Source organism: Mesorhizobium sp. B1-1-1 (genome assembly GCF_006442955.1).
Taxonomy (GTDB): Bacteria; Pseudomonadota; Alphaproteobacteria; order Rhizobiales; family Rhizobiaceae; genus Mesorhizobium.
On record NZ_VFWW01000003.1, the window covers coordinates 484,609 to 502,849 of the forward strand.

General features: G+C 64.6%; 22 protein-coding genes. 11 read left to right on the plus strand and 11 right to left on the minus strand.

The features are described 5' to 3' along the window. Positions 1-29 precede the first annotated feature (29 nt). A complete protein-coding gene (locus FJ986_RS08065) occupies positions 30-455 on the minus strand; it encodes a hypothetical protein (protein WP_140554826.1) in 426 nt (141 codons plus the stop codon). An 893-nt stretch (positions 456-1,348) separates the two neighbouring features. On the opposite strand from FJ986_RS08065, the gene FJ986_RS08070 reads away from it, so the two are divergent. Further along, positions 1,349-2,587: an MFS transporter gene (locus FJ986_RS08070; protein ID WP_140580174.1), complete on the plus strand. Its 1,239-nt coding sequence runs from the start codon at positions 1,349-1,351 to the stop codon at positions 2,585-2,587. Positions 2,588-2,672: 85 nt separating this feature from the next. Then, positions 2,673-2,903: a hypothetical protein gene (locus tag FJ986_RS08075; RefSeq protein WP_140492627.1), complete on the plus strand. Its 231-nt coding sequence runs from the start codon at positions 2,673-2,675 to the stop codon at positions 2,901-2,903. 21 nt (positions 2,904-2,924) lie between these two features. Here FJ986_RS08075 and FJ986_RS08080 read toward each other — a convergent pair whose 3' ends face one another. From FJ986_RS08080 to hemC, 6 genes are all read right to left on the minus strand, one after another. Continuing rightward, positions 2,925-3,653, minus strand: a complete 729-nt coding sequence (locus FJ986_RS08080) for a glutamine amidotransferase (protein WP_140563939.1) — start codon at positions 3,651-3,653, stop codon at positions 2,925-2,927. 21 nt (positions 3,654-3,674) lie between these two features. Further along, entirely contained in the window at positions 3,675-4,154 is a 480-nt protein-coding gene (locus FJ986_RS08085) for a TerB family tellurite resistance protein (RefSeq protein WP_140563940.1), read from the minus strand. A gap of 36 nt (positions 4,155-4,190) precedes the next feature. Further along, positions 4,191-5,792, minus strand: a complete 1,602-nt coding sequence (locus tag FJ986_RS08090) for a heme biosynthesis protein HemY (RefSeq protein WP_140580173.1) — start codon at positions 5,790-5,792, stop codon at positions 4,191-4,193. A gap of 10 nt (positions 5,793-5,802) precedes the next feature. Further along, on the minus strand, positions 5,803-7,284 hold the full coding sequence (locus FJ986_RS08095; protein ID WP_140673926.1) for a mitofilin family membrane protein: 1,482 nt from the start codon (positions 7,282-7,284) through the stop codon (positions 5,803-5,805). A gap of 89 nt (positions 7,285-7,373) precedes the next feature. Then, entirely contained in the window at positions 7,374-8,090 is a 717-nt protein-coding gene (locus FJ986_RS08100; RefSeq protein WP_140513959.1) for a uroporphyrinogen-III synthase, read from the minus strand. Between the two features lie 2 nt (positions 8,091-8,092). Continuing rightward, complete coding sequence (hemC, locus tag FJ986_RS08105) at positions 8,093-9,019, minus strand: hydroxymethylbilane synthase (RefSeq protein WP_140513958.1); 927 nt, start codon at positions 9,017-9,019, stop codon at positions 8,093-8,095. Between the two features lie 105 nt (positions 9,020-9,124). Here hemC and tsaD point away from each other — a divergent pair, with 105 nt between their 5' ends. From tsaD to FJ986_RS08135, 6 genes are read left to right on the plus strand one after another with little or no spacing between them, the layout of a single operon-like run. After that, positions 9,125-10,210 (plus strand): tRNA (adenosine(37)-N6)-threonylcarbamoyltransferase complex transferase subunit TsaD, encoded by a 1,086-nt coding sequence (gene tsaD, locus FJ986_RS08110; protein WP_181171872.1) that lies wholly within the window; start codon positions 9,125-9,127, stop codon positions 10,208-10,210. Then, positions 10,207-11,244, plus strand: coding sequence for an NAD(P)H-dependent glycerol-3-phosphate dehydrogenase (locus FJ986_RS08115; RefSeq protein ID WP_246671685.1), 1,038 nt, complete (start codon positions 10,207-10,209; stop codon positions 11,242-11,244). Before tsaD ends, FJ986_RS08115 begins: the two co-directional genes overlap by 4 nt. 23 nt (positions 11,245-11,267) lie before the next feature. Continuing rightward, on the plus strand, positions 11,268-11,564 hold the full coding sequence (locus FJ986_RS08120; RefSeq protein ID WP_140513955.1) for a YciI-like protein: 297 nt from the start codon (positions 11,268-11,270) through the stop codon (positions 11,562-11,564). A 28-nt stretch (positions 11,565-11,592) separates the two neighbouring features. Beyond that, on the plus strand, positions 11,593-12,018 hold the full coding sequence (locus FJ986_RS08125) for an EVE domain-containing protein (protein WP_140492656.1): 426 nt from the start codon (positions 11,593-11,595) through the stop codon (positions 12,016-12,018). Further along, positions 12,015-12,686, plus strand: a complete 672-nt coding sequence (locus tag FJ986_RS08130) for a methyltransferase (protein ID WP_140524658.1) — start codon at positions 12,015-12,017, stop codon at positions 12,684-12,686. Before FJ986_RS08125 ends, FJ986_RS08130 begins: the two co-directional genes overlap by 4 nt. Before the next feature lie 51 nt (positions 12,687-12,737). Then, entirely contained in the window at positions 12,738-13,154 is a 417-nt protein-coding gene (locus tag FJ986_RS08135; RefSeq protein WP_140524659.1) for a DUF1761 domain-containing protein, read from the plus strand. 9 nt (positions 13,155-13,163) lie between these two features. Here FJ986_RS08135 and gcvA read toward each other — a convergent pair whose 3' ends face one another. After that, a complete protein-coding gene (gcvA, locus tag FJ986_RS08140; protein ID WP_140492662.1) occupies positions 13,164-14,096 on the minus strand; it encodes a transcriptional regulator GcvA in 933 nt (310 codons plus the stop codon). A 165-nt stretch (positions 14,097-14,261) separates the two neighbouring features. Here gcvA and FJ986_RS08145 point away from each other — a divergent pair, with 165 nt between their 5' ends. Further along, positions 14,262-14,507: a hypothetical protein gene (locus FJ986_RS08145; RefSeq protein WP_140524660.1), complete on the plus strand. Its 246-nt coding sequence runs from the start codon at positions 14,262-14,264 to the stop codon at positions 14,505-14,507. A gap of 44 nt (positions 14,508-14,551) precedes the next feature. Here FJ986_RS08145 and FJ986_RS08150 read toward each other — a convergent pair whose 3' ends face one another. After that, positions 14,552-15,088, minus strand: coding sequence for a L,D-transpeptidase (locus FJ986_RS08150; protein ID WP_181165209.1), 537 nt, complete (start codon positions 15,086-15,088; stop codon positions 14,552-14,554). A 144-nt stretch (positions 15,089-15,232) separates the two neighbouring features. On the opposite strand from FJ986_RS08150, the gene FJ986_RS08155 reads away from it, so the two are divergent. Then, a complete protein-coding gene (locus FJ986_RS08155) occupies positions 15,233-15,916 on the plus strand; it encodes a response regulator transcription factor (protein WP_091576052.1) in 684 nt (227 codons plus the stop codon). A gap of 121 nt (positions 15,917-16,037) precedes the next feature. Next, positions 16,038-16,493, plus strand: coding sequence for a cyclic nucleotide-binding domain-containing protein (locus tag FJ986_RS08160; protein ID WP_140524662.1), 456 nt, complete (start codon positions 16,038-16,040; stop codon positions 16,491-16,493). Between the two features lie 122 nt (positions 16,494-16,615). Here FJ986_RS08160 and FJ986_RS08170 read toward each other — a convergent pair whose 3' ends face one another. Continuing rightward, positions 16,616-17,422, minus strand: coding sequence for an exodeoxyribonuclease III (locus FJ986_RS08170; protein WP_140492674.1), 807 nt, complete (start codon positions 17,420-17,422; stop codon positions 16,616-16,618). Between the two features lie 130 nt (positions 17,423-17,552). Further along, positions 17,553-18,233 (minus strand): outer membrane lipoprotein carrier protein LolA, encoded by a 681-nt coding sequence (locus FJ986_RS08175; protein ID WP_140513951.1) that lies wholly within the window; start codon positions 18,231-18,233, stop codon positions 17,553-17,555. Positions 18,234-18,241: the final 8 nt, after the last annotated feature.

Genomic DNA, 18,241 nt, shown 5'->3' on the forward strand with positions numbered 1-18,241 from the left:
CTCGTCCTCTTTGCAGGTGAGCGGCATCGTCATTCCGTAACGGTTTCGGCGAAGCACCTGGCCAGCTTTTCCGGCGCTCCGAGCTTCTTCGCCCAGGATACCAGTCCAGGCTTTTCCGATGGATCGGCATAGCCGCCCCAGACGTCACGAAACTGCTTCTTTCCGTCGACGGTCTGGAAGAACATCACGCCGTCATCGCTCACAGGCGTGGAGACATAAGCGGCGCTCCAGTTGCCGCTTTCCAAGATGGTGATGAACTTGGCGCGGGCGGGCTTGAACTTATTGTCCATCGCCGAAGCGACGAGCGGTGCATATTCCTGTTTGCGCGCCTTCGTCACTTCGACCTTGACGCCGTCGCAGGCATCGTTCGCGAAAGCAGATGTCGGTATCAACCCCGCCAGCCCGATCATGACGATTTTGGCGTGCCGTCGAACCAAGTCGCCGAATTCAGACATAGGTGGTTTTCCTCTTCCTTTGCGGAGTGTGGCTGTCAGTCGGAATCGTCGTCACCCGATGAATTGTCATCGTCAGGCGCATCGACCTGGCAGCCGATGCCATTGCACCCCTGATAGTTGCCCTGCGTATCGAAGCTTGGATTGCCGGGCTGTGGCCCATGCATTCGACGACTTTGCGGCCGGCCGTCGCAATTCCTCAAATCGAGGGGAGCGCTCCCAGCGGGAGCCGCCTTGGCGAATGTCCATTTCCCTCTCCATGCCTAGCGCCCATCCGCCCAAGCATGCCAACGATCCGCCGGCGCGGTTGATGTATCCATAGGTTGTAACCGATGTCCCCGGCTAGCAAGGAAAAATTGCCCGATCTTGAGTTCTGTTTTGAAAATGCTTAATAATCCAGTAAGCACCCTGCTTGATTTAGCAAGTACTTAAATGCAATGACAGAAAGGCGCCAGCAAAAAGATTGCTGATTACGCGTACGCTTTTCGCATTATTCCAACATGGAATGGTCTATTGTTCCAATTCACAAGGAACGACGATATATAAGGGTGAAGTTACGCTCGACATTATCGCCAAAACCCAATGTATCGGTAGGTTTCGGCCATGCCAGTGGGCAGGCCGAAAGAATGCTGCTCATCGATCGGCTTTCAAGGCTATCGCGTGCACGATGGGGAGACATGCGGTCTTCGAGACACCCGATAGGCTTTCCTGTCCCGCCGGGCCTTGGCGGGTGAGTTTCGTGTGCGTTCGATGGAACACGTCAGAAAATCCTTGATCCAGAACCTGTTTTTTGCGCGCGTCATACGTCGAACTGGGCTAAAGGGTTCCCCGGCCGGACCAGCGTCCTTCGTGGAAGTGCCCCGCCGGCCTCCATCCTTCTAACGGGGCCTCGTTCCATGACCTCCGAACAGATATCACCGGACCAGCGCTATGCCGCGTTCCGCCATCGCTCCTTCCTGAGCTATTGGGCGGCGCGCTTCCTCACCACATTCGCCACCATGATCGTGTCCGTCGCGGTCGGCTGGCAGATGTACGACCTGACCCGCGACCCGCTCGATCTCGGGCTTGTCGGCATCGTCCAGTTCCTGCCTGCGCTGCTCCTGGTGCTGGTCACGGGGGTCGTTGCCGACCGTTTCGGCCGCCGGCTGATCATGGCGCTGGCGGTGCTGCTCGAGGCGATCTGCGCGCTCGCGCTGCTCATCCTGACCCTGCGCGGCATCAGCGGCCCGCTGCCAATCTTCATCGTGCTCGCCATGTTCGGCATTGCCCGCGCCTTCTTCGGACCGGCCTCGTCGTCGCTGTTCGCCAATCTGGTGCCGCCCCGGGATTTCGCCAACGCCATCGCCTGGAACTCGTCGGCCTGGCAGACGGCGACCATCGTCGGGCCGGTCGCCGGCGGCCTGCTCTACGGCGTATCGGCCGAGGTGGCCTATGGCACGGCCACGGCGCTGATGCTCGTCGCCGGGCTGCTGATCTTCACCATACCGAGGCCAGCGCAACGCAGCGAGACCGACAAGCCGACCATGCAGACCCTGTTCGCCGGCTTCGGTTACATCTGGGGCGAGAAGATCGTGCTTGGCGCCATCTCGCTCGATCTCTTCGCCGTGCTCCTGTCCGGCGCCTCGGCGCTGCTGCCGATCTATGCCCGCGACATATTGCAACTCGGTCCCTGGGGACTTGGTTTGCTGCGCTCGGCGCCAGGGGTGGGTGCCATCTGTGTCGCCATCTGGCTCGCTGGTCATCCTATCCGAAACCACGCGGGCCTGATCATGCTCGGCTTCGTGGCCGCGTTCGGCGCCTTTACGGTGCTGTTCGGCCTGTCGACCATCGCCTGGCTGTCGATCCTGGCATTGGCCTTCCTCGGCGCCACCGACATGTTCAGCGTCTACATCAGGGAAACCTTGATCCAGCTCTGGACCCCCGATCATGTCCGCGGCCGCGTCAACGCCGTCAATCAGGTCTTCGTCGGCGCCTCCAACGAGCTCGGCGAATTCCGCGCCGGCACCATGGCGGCGCTGATCGGCACGGTGCCGGCCGTCGTCATCGGCGGCGTCGGCGCCATCGCCGTTGCCGGCCTGTGGGCCTACCTGTTCCCGGCGCTCCGAAGGGTGCGGCACCTCAATGGACGAAACTGACGGGGCATCGAATTCAGGTCCACCGGTATCGGCGGGCTGCGAATCCGTGCTAAGCCGCCGCCCGACCAACCAAAGGACGATAACTGTGAGCGAACCGACCGTGGCTGAGGCAACCGAGAGTATCTATGTGTCGCTGCGGGCCGACAATGCCGATCTCGACGCCCATATCGCGACGCTTAAGGCAGCGCTGGCACGAGAGGGGATGAAGCAGGCGGTGTTCGATCCCACCAAACTGGCGCAGAACAACCGCTCGGGCCGCAAATTGATGCAGGCTTATTTTCGTCAGCGCGGCGTGAGCGTGACGTTTTCGAACTAGCAGGCGTTAAACAACCCGCCATCAGGGGATGGTTGTGCCGCGACCGCGCCGTCGGCCGCCGAAAATCAGCACCAGGAACTCGTCCAGCCAGCGCTTGAGGTGCATGTCCCAGATCAGCCTGCCGCCGAGATGGTCGCGGCCGGGCTGGGCGCCCGGCAATTCGAAGCGGTGCGCGCCTCGCACCACCCAGCGCTGCATCATCACTCGGGTCAGTTCGCCATGGAACTGGATGCCCCAGGCATTTTCGCCGTAGCGAAAGGCCTGGTTGGGATAGGTCTCGTTCGTAGCCAGCAGTGTCGCGTCGCTGGGCAGCGAAAAACCTTCGCGGTGGAACTGATAGACCATTTCGGGCCAGTGCATCAGCTTTCTGCCGGCTTCGGTCGCCTTCAACGGATACCAGCCGATCTCGACCAGACCTTCGCCATGGCCCTCGACCTTGCCGCCGAGATGGTTGGCCAGCATCTGCGCACCAAGACAGATACCCAGCAGCGGTCGGTTCTCACGCAGCGGAACCTCAAGCCAGTCGGTCTCGCGGCGGACGAACTCGTCCTCGTCATTGGCGCTCATCGGCCCGCCGAACACCACGGCCCCGGCATGGCCGTCGAGCGTCTCTGGCAAGGCATCGCCAAGCGGCGGGCGGCGGATGTCGAGATCGAAGCCCTCTTCGAGAAGCATGTGGCCGACGCGCCCGGGGCTCGAATTCTCCTGATGCAGCACGATCAGAATTCTCGGCTTCGAACGCGGGGGCATCGGCGGCATCGGCGGATGGACCTATTCGTCGCTCGACGTTCCACGGGCGCCCGGCGCATCGGCCGCCGCCTTGCGGCGCGCCTCGATGCGGTCCTGGCGTTCGACGCCGATCAGCTCGGCAACGCGCCACACCGTGTTGTCTTCCAATTCGTGCAGCTCGCCATCGGCATAGACGATCTCCCACATCAAGCCGATGAAAGCCTTGCGGCCTTCGGCATCGAGGTGGCGCTTCAGAACGCTGGTGAAGGCATAGAGGTCGATCGCCTCGTTGTCGGCGCGCTCGCCGGCGGCGGCCAGCGCGTCGAGCTCGTTGCCGCTGACCGAATAGGCCTGCGCCAACACTGCCTTGAACCGCTCCCACTCGACGTCCTGGCGCACGCCGTCGGCGCTCATCACGTGGTAGAGCAGCGCCGACGCCGCCACGCGCGGGTCATCGGCGCTGGCGCGGGCGCCGGCGCCGGTCGGCAAATCCCTCAGAAACGACAGGACGCGTTCGAACATCGATCCATTCCCAAACGGCCGGGCCACCCAGCCAACTCAAAACAACCGGAACCGGCGCGGCGACTTTTCCGCCGCATCGTCCGGATCGACGCCGGGATCGTCCGGCAGGCGTGCCAGTTCCTGCGCCGGTTCGACGGCCTCGGCATCGGCGGGCGCCGCGGCGAAAGCCTGCGCCGTCACCGGCCTGACGTGGTCCTGATCGTTCTCGGCCTGCTTGCCGGCCGTCTCGCCGCCCGGGCCAGCGTGATCGATCACCTCGACCGACTCTTCCTGCGCCGGCCTGCCCGGCGCCTCGATCGCCACCGCCGGGGCGTCCGGCGCATCGTCACGGCTGTCGATCAGCTGGCCGAGACGCTCCATCGGGGCGCGCCACTCGAAGGCGTCAAGCCGGCCGGTGACCGGCGATACCGGCGCCCAGCGCTCCGAGACGACGCCGTCGGCGACCCAGGCCGGGTCGCGCGGCGCCCGCACCGCCTTGGACAAGAGCTGTCGCACCTTGCCCTGGTCGCCCGTCTCGGCTTCTTCGATGTCGGCCAAAAGCAGATAGGCGCCCTCGCGGCGGTCCATCCGGATCGCCGCCTCGGCTTCGCGGCGGGCAGTCGCAAAATCCTGTGCATCGAGCGCGGCGCGCGCCACCGTCATCGAGGATTCGGCGTGGTTCTTCTTCATCTCCTGCAATTTCCTCGCCCGGTTGAGGCGATCGAGCACGGCGTCACCCGGCCTGGCATGGGTATAGAGCTCCGCTATCTCCGGATGCGGTTCGGCCCTCCAGGCTGTCTCGAGGATCTTCGAGCCCTTGCGCACGTCGTTCTGGCGAAACAGCAGCGTCGCAGCCGCGACCGCGGCCGGCGCGAACTCCGGCTGCAGCCGATTGGCCTCTATCGCCGCCGTGCGGGCAGCTGCGGGATCGCTGTCGGCGAGTGACTGCGCCTTGGCGGTCAACAGCACGGCGCGTCGGCGGTTGGCGGCGTCACGTTCGATCTGGCGGGTCGCCTTCTGCGCCTCGACCAGCTTCAGCGCGCCGTCCCAGTCGCCGCGCCCGGTCAGCTCTTCAAGCGTCGATTCGGCCGCCCAGGCCAGTTGCGGCGCCATGCCGGCGGCGCGCCCAGCATAGTGCCTGGCGGCATTGCGGTCCCCCAGGCGCTCGGCTTCGAGATAAAGCCCGCGCAGGCCGAGCAGCCGCATTTCGGGATCGTCGAGCATGCTCTCGAATTTCTGGCGCGCGCCTTCGTGGTCGCCTTCGAGCAGCGAAGCCTGGGCCTCGAGCAGATGGATCAATGGCTCCTGGTCGGAGCGGATCAGCTTGGCCGCTTCCTTGGTCTTCTTGCGGGCCAGCGCGCCGTCGCCGGCGCCGGCGGCGATCATGCCGGTCGACAGCGCCTGATAGCCGCGGTCGCGGCGCCGCACCCGGAAATAGCGCGAAATGGTGTAGGGGCTGTTCCAGACCGACTTGATCAGCCACCACAGGATCATCACCGCCGCGACGACGGCGACCACCGCCACCGCCGCCACCATCAGGCTGACCTGATACTGGTAGCCGTTGAAGGTGATGACCATGTCGCCCGGCCGGTCCGCCAGCCAGGCAAAGCCTAGGCCCAGCGCGAAGACGACGGCGAGGAAGAGCAGGATTCGGATCATCGCCAGTTCCTCACGCCTTCATCGCGCCTGATATCAGCGCATCGATCAGCGTCTCGACCTCGATGCGTGCCTTCAGCTTGCCGGCAAAATCGGCGCCGGCCGCCTTTGCAGGCGCGGGCAGCGTCTCATATTCTGTGAGCGCCTTGGCATAGTCGCCCTGATTGACCGCCACCTCCATGCGCGCAATGGTTTCCGGCGCGCCAGCGCCCTGGACAGCGCCGATCGGCCGGACCTTGACCAGCGATTCGGCGCTCGACAGAAGGTTCTGCAGCAGCCCGGCATTTTCGTCGACCGGCGTGGCCGCCGCGACCATGGCGTTGGCGGCGGCATCCATCTGCGATGCGATCTCGGTGCGGGTCTGGACGCCCTTTTGCGCGTAGGCGCGCAGAGCCGCAAGCTGCGGCGCGTCCGGCGCGATCGCGGCGAAGGTCTCGAGTTCGGCACCGAACGGCGCGCCACGGTCGAGCGCCGCCTTCAGTGCCGAAGCGGCGATGGCGAGCGCGACCTTCGGCTGTCCGGCCTGCGCCTCGACCTTGCCGGAAAGCTGCGCCACCGACTGCTCCAGCGCGGTGAGCCGGCCGTCCTGCTTCGCCGCCGCCTCGCCGGCCGATTTGACCAGCGCATCGAGGCCAGCCAGCCTTTCATTGAGCGGGCCGAGATCGACTGGAGCCGGGTTGCCGGCCTTGCCGAGCGCCGCAACCGCCGTCTCGATCTGCCTGACCTTGTCGCCAAGCGCGGCCAGCCCGGCATTGTCGCCCGCTCCGCCTTGCTCGACCGCCGATTTGAGCGCTGCGACATCCGTCCTGACCTGATCCAACGCCGCGGACAACCCGTCGACCTTGGCCGACGCACCGCCGTCGCCGGCTTGCCTCAGATCCGCGATCTCGGTTCTGAGCGCGGCGATTTCGCCGTTGACGCCTTCGAGCGAGACGCTGGGAGCGGACCCCGGCGCGCCGAGCAGGCCGGCGAACTGCAATCCGCCGGCGCCGACCAGTGCGATGACACCGCCGATGATGCCGGCCGCGATGCCGTTGACCCGCTTCGGCGGTGGCGGTGCGGATGCGGTTTTCCCGTTCCCCGCCGAGGCGCCGGTTACTGGCCCGGCCGGTTCAGGTTCGGCGCGCTTCGCCGATGTGTCCTCGAAACTGTAGTCGAAGGCGCCGGCCTTGCCAGCGGCGTCGTCCCGGGAACCGGGGTAGGCTGCCGCCGGTTCGTCCGCCTTGGCGGCGCTTTCCGCGGATCGTTCCGATCGGGGCGCTGTCGCCTCGGCGTGCTCCCAGGGTTCTAGATCGGTCTGGTCGGCGTGCACAGGCTCTTCGGGCGCCTCCGGCCGCGAGGCGTTCGCGGCTTCCTCCGCCTTGGCCTCATCGGTTTGCGCCCCGGCCCTGGCGGCATTCTCGTCGGCGATGCGGGAAACGGCGCCGGGCTCAAGTTCGATGGTCACCGGCTCGCGGCGGCTTTTCGAATGTCGCATCTTCGGCGTCTTCACCATGCTTGGGCTCCGCAAATTCGCTTGGGGATGGTTCAAAGAGGGTCTAGCACATCACCAAGCGGTGAAAAGGGGCGGTGTGATGACGCGGCTCAGGACCCGGGCCGCAAAAGCGAAAGCAGCGCACCCTCGTCGGGCCGCGCGGCTATGTGGATACGGTCGCCAGCGACGTCGCCAAGGACGGCGGCGATGCGATGCGACAGGGCAAAAACCCGCGTCTTGTCAAAGGCTTCATGCAGCGCAGGCCGCCTGACCAGGGCCTGCAGCGCAGCAGCCGCCCTGGCGGAATAGAGCAGCACCGCATCCGCGGTTTGCCCCGACAGACGGGCAAGCACGGCCTCGTCCGAATAGGTCACGGCGAGCGTGTCGTATGTCTCGACGGGGCGGACCCCGACGTCGGCAGCTTGCAGCCGCTGCTCGAATGCCGGGAAGCGCACGCGTCCGCAGAGATAGACAATGGTCTTGCCCTGGAATTCGCCGGCAAGACTGCCGGCAAGACCTTCGGCATTGCCGGGACCTTCGCTGACGGACAAAAATCCTGCTTCACGCGCGGCTTGCGCGGTCCTCTTGCCGACGGCATGGCAAGGCAAGTCCGAAAGCCGGGCGACGACCTCCTTAGGCGCAAAGCGCACGCCATTGGCGCTGGTCACCGCAACGGCCACGGCATTGCCGATGACGAGGTCCGTATCGATCGGCAAGGCCACCGTCTCGGTCAGCGGCAAAAGCAGCGGTAGAAACCCCATGTCCTTGAGCATTCGCGCGGTGCGGGAGGCGCCCGGTTGAGGCCGCGTCACCAGAACGCGCTGCACCGTCAGGCCCAGCCGTCGAAGAATGTCTCGCCGGCCCTGGCCCGCACCGTCCTTGCCGCCTCTTCACCGATGCGGGCGGCATCCAGCGCCAGGCCTTTCATCTCGACCATGTGCGACTGCGTGCCATCAGGCGAGATGATCAATCCCGCGAAAGAAAGGTCCGCGCCGTCTATCACGGCATGACCGGCAATCGGCGTGCGGCAGGAGCCGTCGAGGGCCGCCAGGAAAGCGCGCTCGCAAGCCAGCGCCTGTCCGGTCGGCAGGTCGTGGATGGCCGCCAGCATCTGTTCGACGTCGCCATCGCCTATGCGGGTTTCGATGCCGATCGCGCCTTGGCCCGGCGCCGGCGGAAAGATGTCGAGCGGGATCAGATCGGTGACCACGTGGCCGAGCCCGAGCCGCTTCAGCCCGGCATGGGCGAGGATGGTGCCGGCGGCAACGCCTTCATTGAGCTTGCGCAGCCGCGTCTGCACATTGCCACGAAACATCACCACGTCGAGATCCGGCCGCATGCGGCGGATCAGCGCCTGCCGCCTGAGCGACGACGAGCCGACTTTGGCGCCACGCGGCAGGTCTGCAATCGTCTTAGCCGCCTTGCCGACGAAAGCATCGCGCGCGTCCTCGCGCGGCAGGAAAGCAGACAGCTCCAGCCCATCGGGCAACTGCGTCGGCATGTCCTTCGAGGAATGCACGGCAATGTCGATCGCGCGGGCGAGCAGCGCCTCCTCGATCTCCTTGGTGAAGAGGCCCTTGCCGCCAGCTTCCGACAGCGGCCGGTCCTGGATGCGGTCGCCGGTGGTCGAGATGACGACGATTTCGAACGCTTCTTGCGGCAAACCATGCGCCGCCATAAGCCGCGCCTGGGTTTCCTGCGCCTGCGCCAGCGCCAGCGGGCTGCCGCGTGTTCCGATCTTCAAGATTGTTTGCATGGCGCGCGGTCCGTGATAACCCCCCGGCAAGCGAAGTCGCCTTTTCCGGGCGTCTCCTACCGGGGAATGCCCCGATACACAATCCTTGGGGACAGCGACCAATTGATCCGCGTTCTGGGCATTGAAACGAGTTGTGACGAGACCGCCGCCAGCGTCGTGGCGCTGGAAGGCAATGCCGCGCCCAAAATCCTGTCCAATATCGTGCTGTCGCAGATCGAGGAGCATGCCGCCTTCGGCGGGGTTGTGCCGGAGATCGCCGCGCGCGCTCATGTCGAGGCGCTGGACGGCATTGTCGAGGCAGCCCTTGCCGATTCGGGCGTGGCGCTGGCCGACATCGATGCCATCGCCGCGACCGCAGGTCCGGGCCTCGTCGGCGGCCTCATCGTCGGGTTGATGACGGCCAAGGCGATCGCGGCCGCAACCGGCAAGCCGCTGATCGCCGTCAACCATCTCGAAGGCCATGCCTTGACGGCGCGGCTGACCGATGGGCTCGACTTTCCCTATCTCCTGCTGCTGGTCTCCGGCGGCCACACACAGATCCTGGCCGTGCGCGGCGTCGGCGACTACCAGCGCTGGGCGACGACCATCGACGACGCGCTCGGCGAAGCATTCGACAAGACGGCCAAGATGCTTGGCCTACCCTATCCCGGCGGTCCCAATGTCGAGAAGGCGGCGGCATCGGGCGATGCGGGTCGTTTTGCCTTCCCGCGTCCGATGAAGGGATCGGCGCAGCCCGATTTTTCGTTCTCCGGCCTGAAGACCGCTGTGCGCCAGGCGGCGAGCGCGATCGAGCCCTTGAGCGACCGGGACGTCGCCGACATCTGCGCGTCCTTCCAGGCGGCGGTGGCCGACGCGCTGGGCGACCGTGTCTCGCGCGCGCTCGCCCGGTTCCGCCGGGAATTCCCCGACACGGCCGCGCCGGCGCTGGTCGTCGCCGGCGGCGTCGCCGCCAACCATACGATCAAGGCGACGCTGGAACGGCTGTGCGCCGAGGCGCGCTTCGCCTTCGTCGCGCCACCGCTGAAACTTTGCACAGACAATGCGGCAATGATCGCCTGGGCCGGCATCGAGCGGATGCGCGAAGGCCTGGCGCAAGAAAACGGCTTCGATTTCGTGCCGCGCTCGCGCTGGCCGCTGGACAGCATCTCCGCGCCGATGATCGGTTCGGGCCGGCGCGGGGCCAAAGCATGAGCAAGGAGGGCATGAGCGAAGAAGGCATGAGCGGCATCGAGATCGCGCCAACCGGCTGGCGCGTTGCCGTGCTCGGTGGCGGGGCCTGGGGTACCGCTTTGGCGCTGGCCATGCTGCGCGCCGGCCATTTCGTCCGCCTTTATGCGCGCGACCCGGAGACCGTCGCCGCAATCGACCACGGCGAAAATCGACGCTATCTGCCTGGCATCGCGCTCCAGGCCGGCATCGTGGCGACGAGCAACATCCAAGCCGCGCTCGACGGTGCCGATTGCGTGCTGGCGGTGACGCCGGCGCAATCGTTGCGGGCCATGCTTGCTCACGCCAACGGCCATATGCCGGCCGGCGTCCCACTGGTGCTATGCGCCAAGGGCATCGAGCGCGACACCGGCGCTTTGCTGTCGGCGATCGTCGGGGAAATCCTGCCTGTGAATCCGGTCGCCGCTCTGTCCGGTCCGAGCTTCGCCACGGACGTTGCCCGGGGCTTGCCCACGGCGGTAGTGGTTGCCGCCCGGGACGAGGCGCTGGCGGCCAAGCTTGCCGCGCGCTTCTCGGCGGAAAATCTGCGCTGCTATTCGAATGATGATTTGATCGGCGTCGAGATCGGCGGCGCCTTGAAGAACGTCTTCGCCATCGCCGCGGGTGCCGTCACCGGCGCCGGGCTCGGCGCCAGTGCCCAGGCCGCCATGGTGACGCGCGGCTTCGTCGAACTGCGCCGCATCGGTGCCGCCTTCGGCGCCAGGCCCGAGACGTTGATGGGGCTTTCCGGCCTTGGCGACCTGCTGCTCACCTGCTCGTCCACGCAATCGCGCAACTTTGCCTACGGACTGGCGCTCGGCCAGGGCAAGCCGCTTGGCGGGCTGCCGCTGGCGGAAGGCGTGCCGACGGCGGCGATCGCCGCCCGCATCGCCACCGAGCGCGGCATCGACGCGCCTATCATCGCCGCAGTCGCCGCCATACTGGACGGCACCATCACCATCCGGCAGGCTGTGGCGGCCTTGATGACCCGGCCGCTGAAGACCGAAACCGACGATTGATTCCAGCATCAGGAGACAGAGACATGTTGTTCGCGTTGATTTGCAAGGACAAGCCCGGAAGCATGCAAGTGCGCATCGATACGCGGCCGGAGCACCTCGCTTTTCTCGAAGGGCTGAACAGCGACAAGAAGCTGGCCTTCGCCGGTCCGTTCCTCGACGCCGACGGCAAGTCCAACGGCAGCCTCGTCGTCGTCGAAGCGCCTGACATGGCAGGCGCGCAGGCGCTGTCGGCAGCCGATCCCTATGCCAAGGCGGGACTGTTCGAAAGCGTCGAGATCCGCCAGTGGAACTGGACCTTCAACAAGCCGGCGGCTAATTAATCGGCACAAGGCTGGAGGAGCAATACGAATGAACTACTGGCTGTTCAAATCCGAACCCTCGGTCTTCTCGTTCGAGGCGTTGAAGGCCAAGGGCAAGGCAGGCACGCAATGGGACGGCGTGCGCAACTATGCGGCGCGCAACAACATGAAGGCCATGCAGATCGGTGATCTCGGCTTCTTCTACCACTCCAACGAGGGGCTGAACGTGGTCGGCATCGCCGAAGTGTGCGCACTGGCTCATCCCGACACCACATCGGACGATCCGCGCTGGGAATGCGTCGACATCCGCGCCTTCAAGGATGTGCCGAACCCGCCGACGCTGGAGCAGGTCAAGGCCAATCCCAAGCTCGCCGACATGGCGCTGGTGCGGCTCGGACGGCTTTCCGTGCAGCCGGTGACGCCGGCCGAATGGAAGGAAGTCTGCCGCATGGGTGGCCTGACGCCGGCTCCGTGACGGTTCTCACGAGCCATAGCGCCGAACGCTTCATCCTCGACAATACGGCGCTGATGGCGCCGCCGCATGTGCCCGAGATTGCGCTGTATCTTGCCGACGAGGCGCATGATCTGTGGCAGCGGACGGAGGACGAGCTGGTCGAGATCGGGCTGCCGCCGCCTTTCTGGGCCTTTGCCTGGGCCGGCGGCCAGGGGCTTGCCCGCCATATCATCGACAACCCGGCCATGGTGCGGGGCAAGCGCGTGCTCGACTTCGCCTCCGGCTCCGGTCTCGTCGCCATCGCCGCAGCAAAAGCCGGCGCGGCAGGGGTGACCGCCGCCGACATCGACCCGTTCTGCGCCACGGCGGTCCGCCTCAATGCGCAAGCCAATGGCGTCGCCGTCGAATTCGTCCAGGATGACTGCGTCGGAACGGATGCGGACTGGGACGTGGTTCTTGCCGGCGATGTCTTCTACGACAAGCCGTTCGCAGACCGGCTGACGCCCTGGTTCGCGGCTCTGAAGCGGCGCGGCGCCGATATCCTGATCGGCGATCCCGGCCGCTCCTATCTGCCGCGGTCGGGGCTGGAACCGCTTGGCGTCTACCAGGTGCCGGTGACGCGGGCGCTCGAGGATGCCGAAATAAAACGCACCACCGTCTGGCGGTGGAGCACCGAGCGCCCGGCTTGACGCCGCCACTGAACAGGCGTTTCCATGAGCTCCGTATCAGAGGGGAATATCATGGATTTTTCAGCGGTTAACTGGCTGGCGGTGATCGTCGCCGCAATCCTGGCGTGGCTGTTCGGCGCCGGCTGGTACACCGGTTTGAGTAAGCCATGGCTGAAGGCTGCAAAACTCGATCCGGCGACCATGAAGAAATCGTTGCTGCCGTTTCTCATCTCTTTCATCGCCGAGTTGGTCATGGCGCTTGTGCTGGCCCTGGTCGTCGGCGCGGTGACTGGCGGCGAGCCGACATTGCTGGCGGGACTGGTCTTCGGTTTCGTGCTTTGGCTCGGCTTCGTCGCAACCACGCTGTCGGTCAATCATCGCTACGAGAATTTCGGCTGGGACCTGACCGTCATCGACGGCGGCCACTGGCTTGGCGTGCTGTTGATCGTCGGCGCCGTGGTCGGCTGGTTCGGCGCCGCAGCGAGTTGAAGGCCTCCGCTACACCCGGTCCGCGGTTTGGGATTTTGCCATTTCCTCCAGAATCCACGTGCGAAAGGCAACGATGCGCGGATCGTTCACCAATTCCTTGGGATAGACCAGGAAATAGGCGAATTCCGGCGCGACCTTGATGCCGAGTTCGAAAGGCCGCACCAACCTACCTTCGGAAAGGTCGTTGGCCACCATGGCGAAATCGGCGAGCGCCACGGCGCTGCCCTCCATCGCCGCCTGGACCGCGTCGGCCGAGGTGCCGAAAACGATGGTGCGGCTGTCGTCGAAATCGTCGACGCCGGCTGCCGCCATCCACATGCGCCAGTTCGGCCAGGTCACGCCCTGACGCGCCCATTCGATATGGGCAAGCGTGTGATGGAAGAGATCGCGCGGTTCGCGCAGCGGCGGACCTGACGCCAGCAGGCTCGGGCTGCATACCGGGATGATGACGTTGTCGAACAGCCGATGCGCGCAAAGTCCCGGATATCTGCCGGCGCCGAAGCGGATGCCGACATCGACATCGTCAAGGTCGAAATCCCGCAATCCGTAGGCGATGTCGAACCTGAGTTCGATGCCTTCATGTTTTTTTCGAAAATCCTCGACCCGCCGCATCAGCCATTTCGTCGCGAATTGGGCGTCGAGCGTCACTTTCAGCAGCGTCGTGCCGCGCGTCATCTTCTGTGCCCGCGAGACGGCCTTGCCAAGCAGGTCGAGCGCATCGGCAGAGGCCTCGAACAGCACCGTTCCGGCCTCCGTCAGCCGGATGCTGCGGCTGGAGCGCGTGAACAGGACGATGCCGAGCTGGTCTTCGATCTCCTTGATCTGGTGGCTGACGGCGGCTGGCGTCAGGCCGAGTTCGTCGGCGGCCCGGGTGAAATTGAGATGCCGGGCCGCTGCCTCCAGCGTCCTCAGCGCCCGGGTTCCCGGCACCAGGCGGGCCATCAGCGCGGCCCCAGAACAGACGCGGTCATGGCGTCCTGATCCTCAAAGAAAACTTGATAATCCGGAAAGAACTACTCGTTTCTCTCCAATCTTTCAATCGGGCATGATGCGACCATCGAACCAATATCAAACCGGATTTTATGTCCGGATGGAAGGAACCGTATCATGTCTCACATAGCTTTGAGAGCTCCCGCGAGCCGGCTGAACTGGCTGACCGCCGCGTTCGACTGGCTCCGCCAGGCCAAGGTCGCGGCAAGCCTGCCGCAGGACGACATCGAGGACCTGTCGGATCGCCAGTTGCGCGATGTCGGCGCCACGCGCAAAGACGTCTCCCGCGCCATGGCCCGCGAACTCGGCCGGCTGGGCCTGCTCGACATCGGCTGGCAGGTAAGGAAAGGGAATAGGAATTAGGAGTAGGCAATAGAAAGAGAACCCTACTGCCTACTGCCTATTCCCTACCTTACCACCCTCACCACCGTCCGGTCCGACAGCAGCGGCAAAAGGCGCGCCATCGTGCGTGCGGTCACCGCGACGCAGCCTTGCGTGGGCGTGAAGCCCGGGCGCGCCAGGTGGAAGAAGATGGCGCTGCCGCGTCCGCGGCGGCGCGGCGTTATATTCCAGTCGAGCACAAGGCAGGCATCATAGAGCCTGTCGTCGCGCCGCATGCGTTCGTGGCTGGCGCCGTAGGGGATCTTGACTGGCCTGTTATAGTTTCGGTCGTCGGGCACTTCGCACCAGCCGAGATCAGGCCCGATCGGCGTCATCGCCAGCCGGGTGATGCGGCCGCTGGAGAAGTGGTCTCCCCGGAAATAACCCGACAGGATCCGCATTTGGCCAAGCGGCGTGGCGCCGTCGCCTTCGCGCTTGCCCGCCGAGATGCCGCCACGCCCCAGCGCGCAGGCAAACACCGTTCTGCCCGCCTGCAGCAGCCCCTGGCTGGGACGGCCGGGCCTTGCCCGCACGGTCAGCACCCGCAGTCCTTTTCGCAAAATTGCGCCGGCTGCATTGCGATCGTGTTTTTTCTTGTATGATCGTGCCACGGAACAAATCACTGTGATCGGCTGTTGTGCCGGTCAGCTTCCGCATAAACAGGCAGCGGTCAACTGAATTTTCTTTTCAAAACAACGGATTGATCCATGACTTCACGAACCATCCTGATCGTCGACGACGATGACGACCTGCGCGGCACGTTGGTCGAGCAATTGTCTCTTTATGAGGAATTCGACGTGCTGCAGGAGTCCACTGCGGCAAAAGGCGTCGCCGCGGCGCGTGGCGGCCTCATCGACCTGCTGATCATGGATGTCGGCCTGCCCGACATGGACGGCCGCGAAGCGGTGAAGATCCTGCGCAAGGGTGGCTACAAGGCGCCCATCATCATGCTGACCGGCCACGACACCGATTCGGACACGATCCTTGGCCTCGAAGCCGGCGCCAACGACTACGTGACGAAGCCGTTCCGCTTCGCGGTGCTTTTGGCGCGCATCCGCGCGCAGCTGCGCCAGCACGAGCAAAGCGAGGACGCCACCTTCTCGGTCGGCCCCTACACCTTCAAGCCAAGCCAGAAGCTGCTGATCGACCCGCGCGGCGCAAAAGTGCGGCTGACGGAGAAGGAGGCCTCGATCATCAAATATCTCTACCGCGCCGACCAGAAGGTGGTGACGCGGGACGTGCTGCTCGAGGAGGTGTGGGGCTACAATTCCGGCGTTACCACGCACACACTAGAAACCCATGTGTATCGCCTGCGCCAGAAGATCGAGCGCGATCCTTCCAATGCGGAAATTCTTGTGACAGAAAGCGGTGGCTACAAGCTGGTTCCTTAAACATTTTATTATCCAATAAGCGGTCTGGGCGGGGCTGCTTTTGGGTGCGATCCTGTTGGAGCGGGATTCTGGATCGCACCGCAGAGGAGGGATTGGACTGACCGTTCGGGGACACAGCTAGATGGCGCTGGATGACGACATCCGCATCCTGTCAGCCGTGAGGCTTTTCGAGGGCTTCACGCAGGAACAATTGCGCCTGCTCGCCTTCGGCGCCGAGACCATGCTGCTGCAGGCAGACCACAAGCTCTATCGCGAGGACGATATGGCTGATTCGGCCTATATCGTGGTCAGCGGAGAGATCGTGCTCTACCGCGAGCAGGCAGGCGGACGCATCCCTATCGGCACGGCCAGCCCCGGCACCATGCTGAGCGAACTGGCGCTGATCGCCGACACCAACCGGCTGACCAGTGCATCGGCCGCGGTCGATTCGGAGGTGATCCGGCTCAGCCGAAAGATGTTCCGCCGCATCCTGGAGGAATATCCGGATTTGGCGGCACAGCTCCACCAGCGCATCCTGGAAGACTTTCAGGCAATGATCCACCGCATCGAGAAGCTGGCGCCGCGCTTTTCCGAGTGAACGGGAGAGACAGGTGGAGTTCCGGCTGGTTCGCGCCACCGAAAATGACCTGCCCTTCATCATGGCGACCGAGCGGCTTGACGCAATTGTCGCCGGAGTGGGAAAAGCGCCGGCCCGGCTGATCAGTCCAGGTTGAACCGCGCGATGACCGGAACATGGTCCGAGGGACGTTCCCAGCCACGCGCCGCCCGCAGGATTTCGTAGCCGGTGAAATCAGGCACCAGGTTCGGTGACGACCAGACATGGTCAAGCCGCCGGCCGCGGTTGGATGCCTCCCAGTCCTGCGCGCGGTAGCTCCACCAGGTGTAGAGCTTCTGTTCTGATGGCACGTTGAGCCGCATCAGGTCGACCCAGTCGCCGGCCAGCCGCATGGCCTCGAAACTCTCCGTCTCGACCGGCGTATGGCTGACCACGTTGAGCAGTTGCTTATGCGACCAGACATCGTGTTCGAGCGGCGCGATGTTGAGGTCGCCGACCAGGACCGAGGCGGACACTTCGCTGTGTTCGGCGCGGATTGCGTTCATCTCGGCGACGAAATCGAGCTTGTGCCTGAATTTGCGGTTGACTTCCGGGTCCGGTTCGTCACCGCCCGCCGGAACGTAGAAATTGTGCAGCAGGATCGTCTTGCCGCCGGCCCGCACGGTCACCGACAAATGCCGGCTGTCGTCGATGTCGCAGAAGCGGCGCTTCTCGACCACCGCGATCGGCCGGCGCGCGACCGTCGCCACGCCGTGATAGCCCTTCTGACCGTGAAAGGCGATGTGCCCGTAGCCGAGCCTGCGGAAGGCCTTTTCGGGGAACAGCTCGTCGGGAACTTTTGTTTCCTGCAGGCAAAGCACATCGGGCGCGTATTCATCGAGCAGGCGCTCGATGATCGGCATGCGCAGGCGAACGGAATTTATGTTCCAGGTGGCGATGGAAAAGGGCATTTGGCGGGTCCGGCGAAAGATCGCCGAACTACTGCCAGCCCCGCGCCATAAAGACAAGCATTGCAGCAGTTGCGGAGGTCGGCGCCGCGCCGCCGAAACTGCACGAAAGGCTTCGCCAGCGCGAGGAAAGCTATCTGGTTTTCGTATTCAGCTCGCGATTGGCCGTATAGTCGATGGCAAACGTGTCGGGAGCGAAGCTGACGCCTTCCTTGGTGTTGAAGATCATCACCGTGGTGTCCTTGCCCTGCGCATCGGTGATCGTCCACTGGCGCAGATCATAGGTCTTCGGATCGAACATCATGGTGATCCGCGCATTGCCGAACACCGACTTGTCCGAGAGCTGGATGGTGGTGAGGTCGTCCTCTTCCTTGACGCTCTTGACGCGGTTTCCGGAGAGATCGATCCGGTCGTCGAGCAACAGTTTCAGCGGCGTCTTCGACAAGGGATAAAGATCGGACGTGTTCAGTTTCTTGTTGAGGATGACCACCGACTTGCCGTCCGAAATCACCCGGAAATTCGAGGATCCGTCATAATTGAAACGGATCTTGCCCGGTCTTTCCAGGAAGAACTTGCCGCCGGTCTGTTCGCCCTTGGGGCCGAACTGCACGAATTCGCCGCTCATCGACTTAACCGAGGAAAAATGATCGGCGATCTTCTGCGCGGCCGCCGGCACGGCCGCCTGCGCGGATGCCAGCAGCTCGAATCCGGGCACCACGTTGAGGGCGGCAGCGCCCGCGAGCACCAGGCCGAGGCCAAGCAACTGACGGCGCGTCGGGGCAAGATCGCCGAGCGCGGAAAGATCGTTTTTCATGTCGGTCA

Bases quoted from the DNA above. Each gene is read 5' to 3' on its own strand.
- FJ986_RS08065 (WP_140554826.1), bottom strand. From the start codon at position 455: ATGTCTGAATTCGGCGACTTGGTTCGACGGCACGCCAAAATCGTCATG.
- FJ986_RS08070 (WP_140580174.1), top strand. From the start codon at position 1,349: ATGACCTCCGAACAGATATCACCGGACCAGCGCTATGCCGCGTTCCGC.
- FJ986_RS08080 (WP_140563939.1), bottom strand. From the start codon at position 3,653: ATGCCCCCGCGTTCGAAGCCGAGAATTCTGATCGTGCTGCATCAGGAG.
- FJ986_RS08085 (WP_140563940.1), bottom strand. From the start codon at position 4,154: ATGTTCGAACGCGTCCTGTCGTTTCTGAGGGATTTGCCGACCGGCGCC.
- FJ986_RS08090 (WP_140580173.1), bottom strand. From the start codon at position 5,792: ATGATCCGAATCCTGCTCTTCCTCGCCGTCGTCTTCGCGCTGGGCCTA.
- FJ986_RS08095 (WP_140673926.1), bottom strand. From the start codon at position 7,284: ATGGTGAAGACGCCGAAGATGCGACATTCGAAAAGCCGCCGCGAGCCG.
- hemC (WP_140513958.1), bottom strand. From the start codon at position 9,019: ATGCAAACAATCTTGAAGATCGGAACACGCGGCAGCCCGCTGGCGCTG.
- FJ986_RS08115 (WP_246671685.1), top strand. From the start codon at position 10,207: ATGAGCAAGGAGGGCATGAGCGAAGAAGGCATGAGCGGCATCGAGATC.
- FJ986_RS08120 (WP_140513955.1), top strand. From the start codon at position 11,268: ATGTTGTTCGCGTTGATTTGCAAGGACAAGCCCGGAAGCATGCAAGTG.
- FJ986_RS08125 (WP_140492656.1), top strand. From the start codon at position 11,593: ATGAACTACTGGCTGTTCAAATCCGAACCCTCGGTCTTCTCGTTCGAG.
- FJ986_RS08135 (WP_140524659.1), top strand. From the start codon at position 12,738: ATGGATTTTTCAGCGGTTAACTGGCTGGCGGTGATCGTCGCCGCAATC.
- gcvA (WP_140492662.1), bottom strand. From the start codon at position 14,096: ATGGCCCGCCTGGTGCCGGGAACCCGGGCGCTGAGGACGCTGGAGGCA.
- FJ986_RS08145 (WP_140524660.1), top strand. From the start codon at position 14,262: ATGTCTCACATAGCTTTGAGAGCTCCCGCGAGCCGGCTGAACTGGCTG.
- FJ986_RS08155 (WP_091576052.1), top strand. From the start codon at position 15,233: ATGACTTCACGAACCATCCTGATCGTCGACGACGATGACGACCTGCGC.
- FJ986_RS08160 (WP_140524662.1), top strand. From the start codon at position 16,038: ATGGCGCTGGATGACGACATCCGCATCCTGTCAGCCGTGAGGCTTTTC.
- FJ986_RS08170 (WP_140492674.1), bottom strand. From the start codon at position 17,422: ATGCCCTTTTCCATCGCCACCTGGAACATAAATTCCGTTCGCCTGCGC.
- FJ986_RS08175 (WP_140513951.1), bottom strand. From the start codon at position 18,233: ATGAAAAACGATCTTTCCGCGCTCGGCGATCTTGCCCCGACGCGCCGT.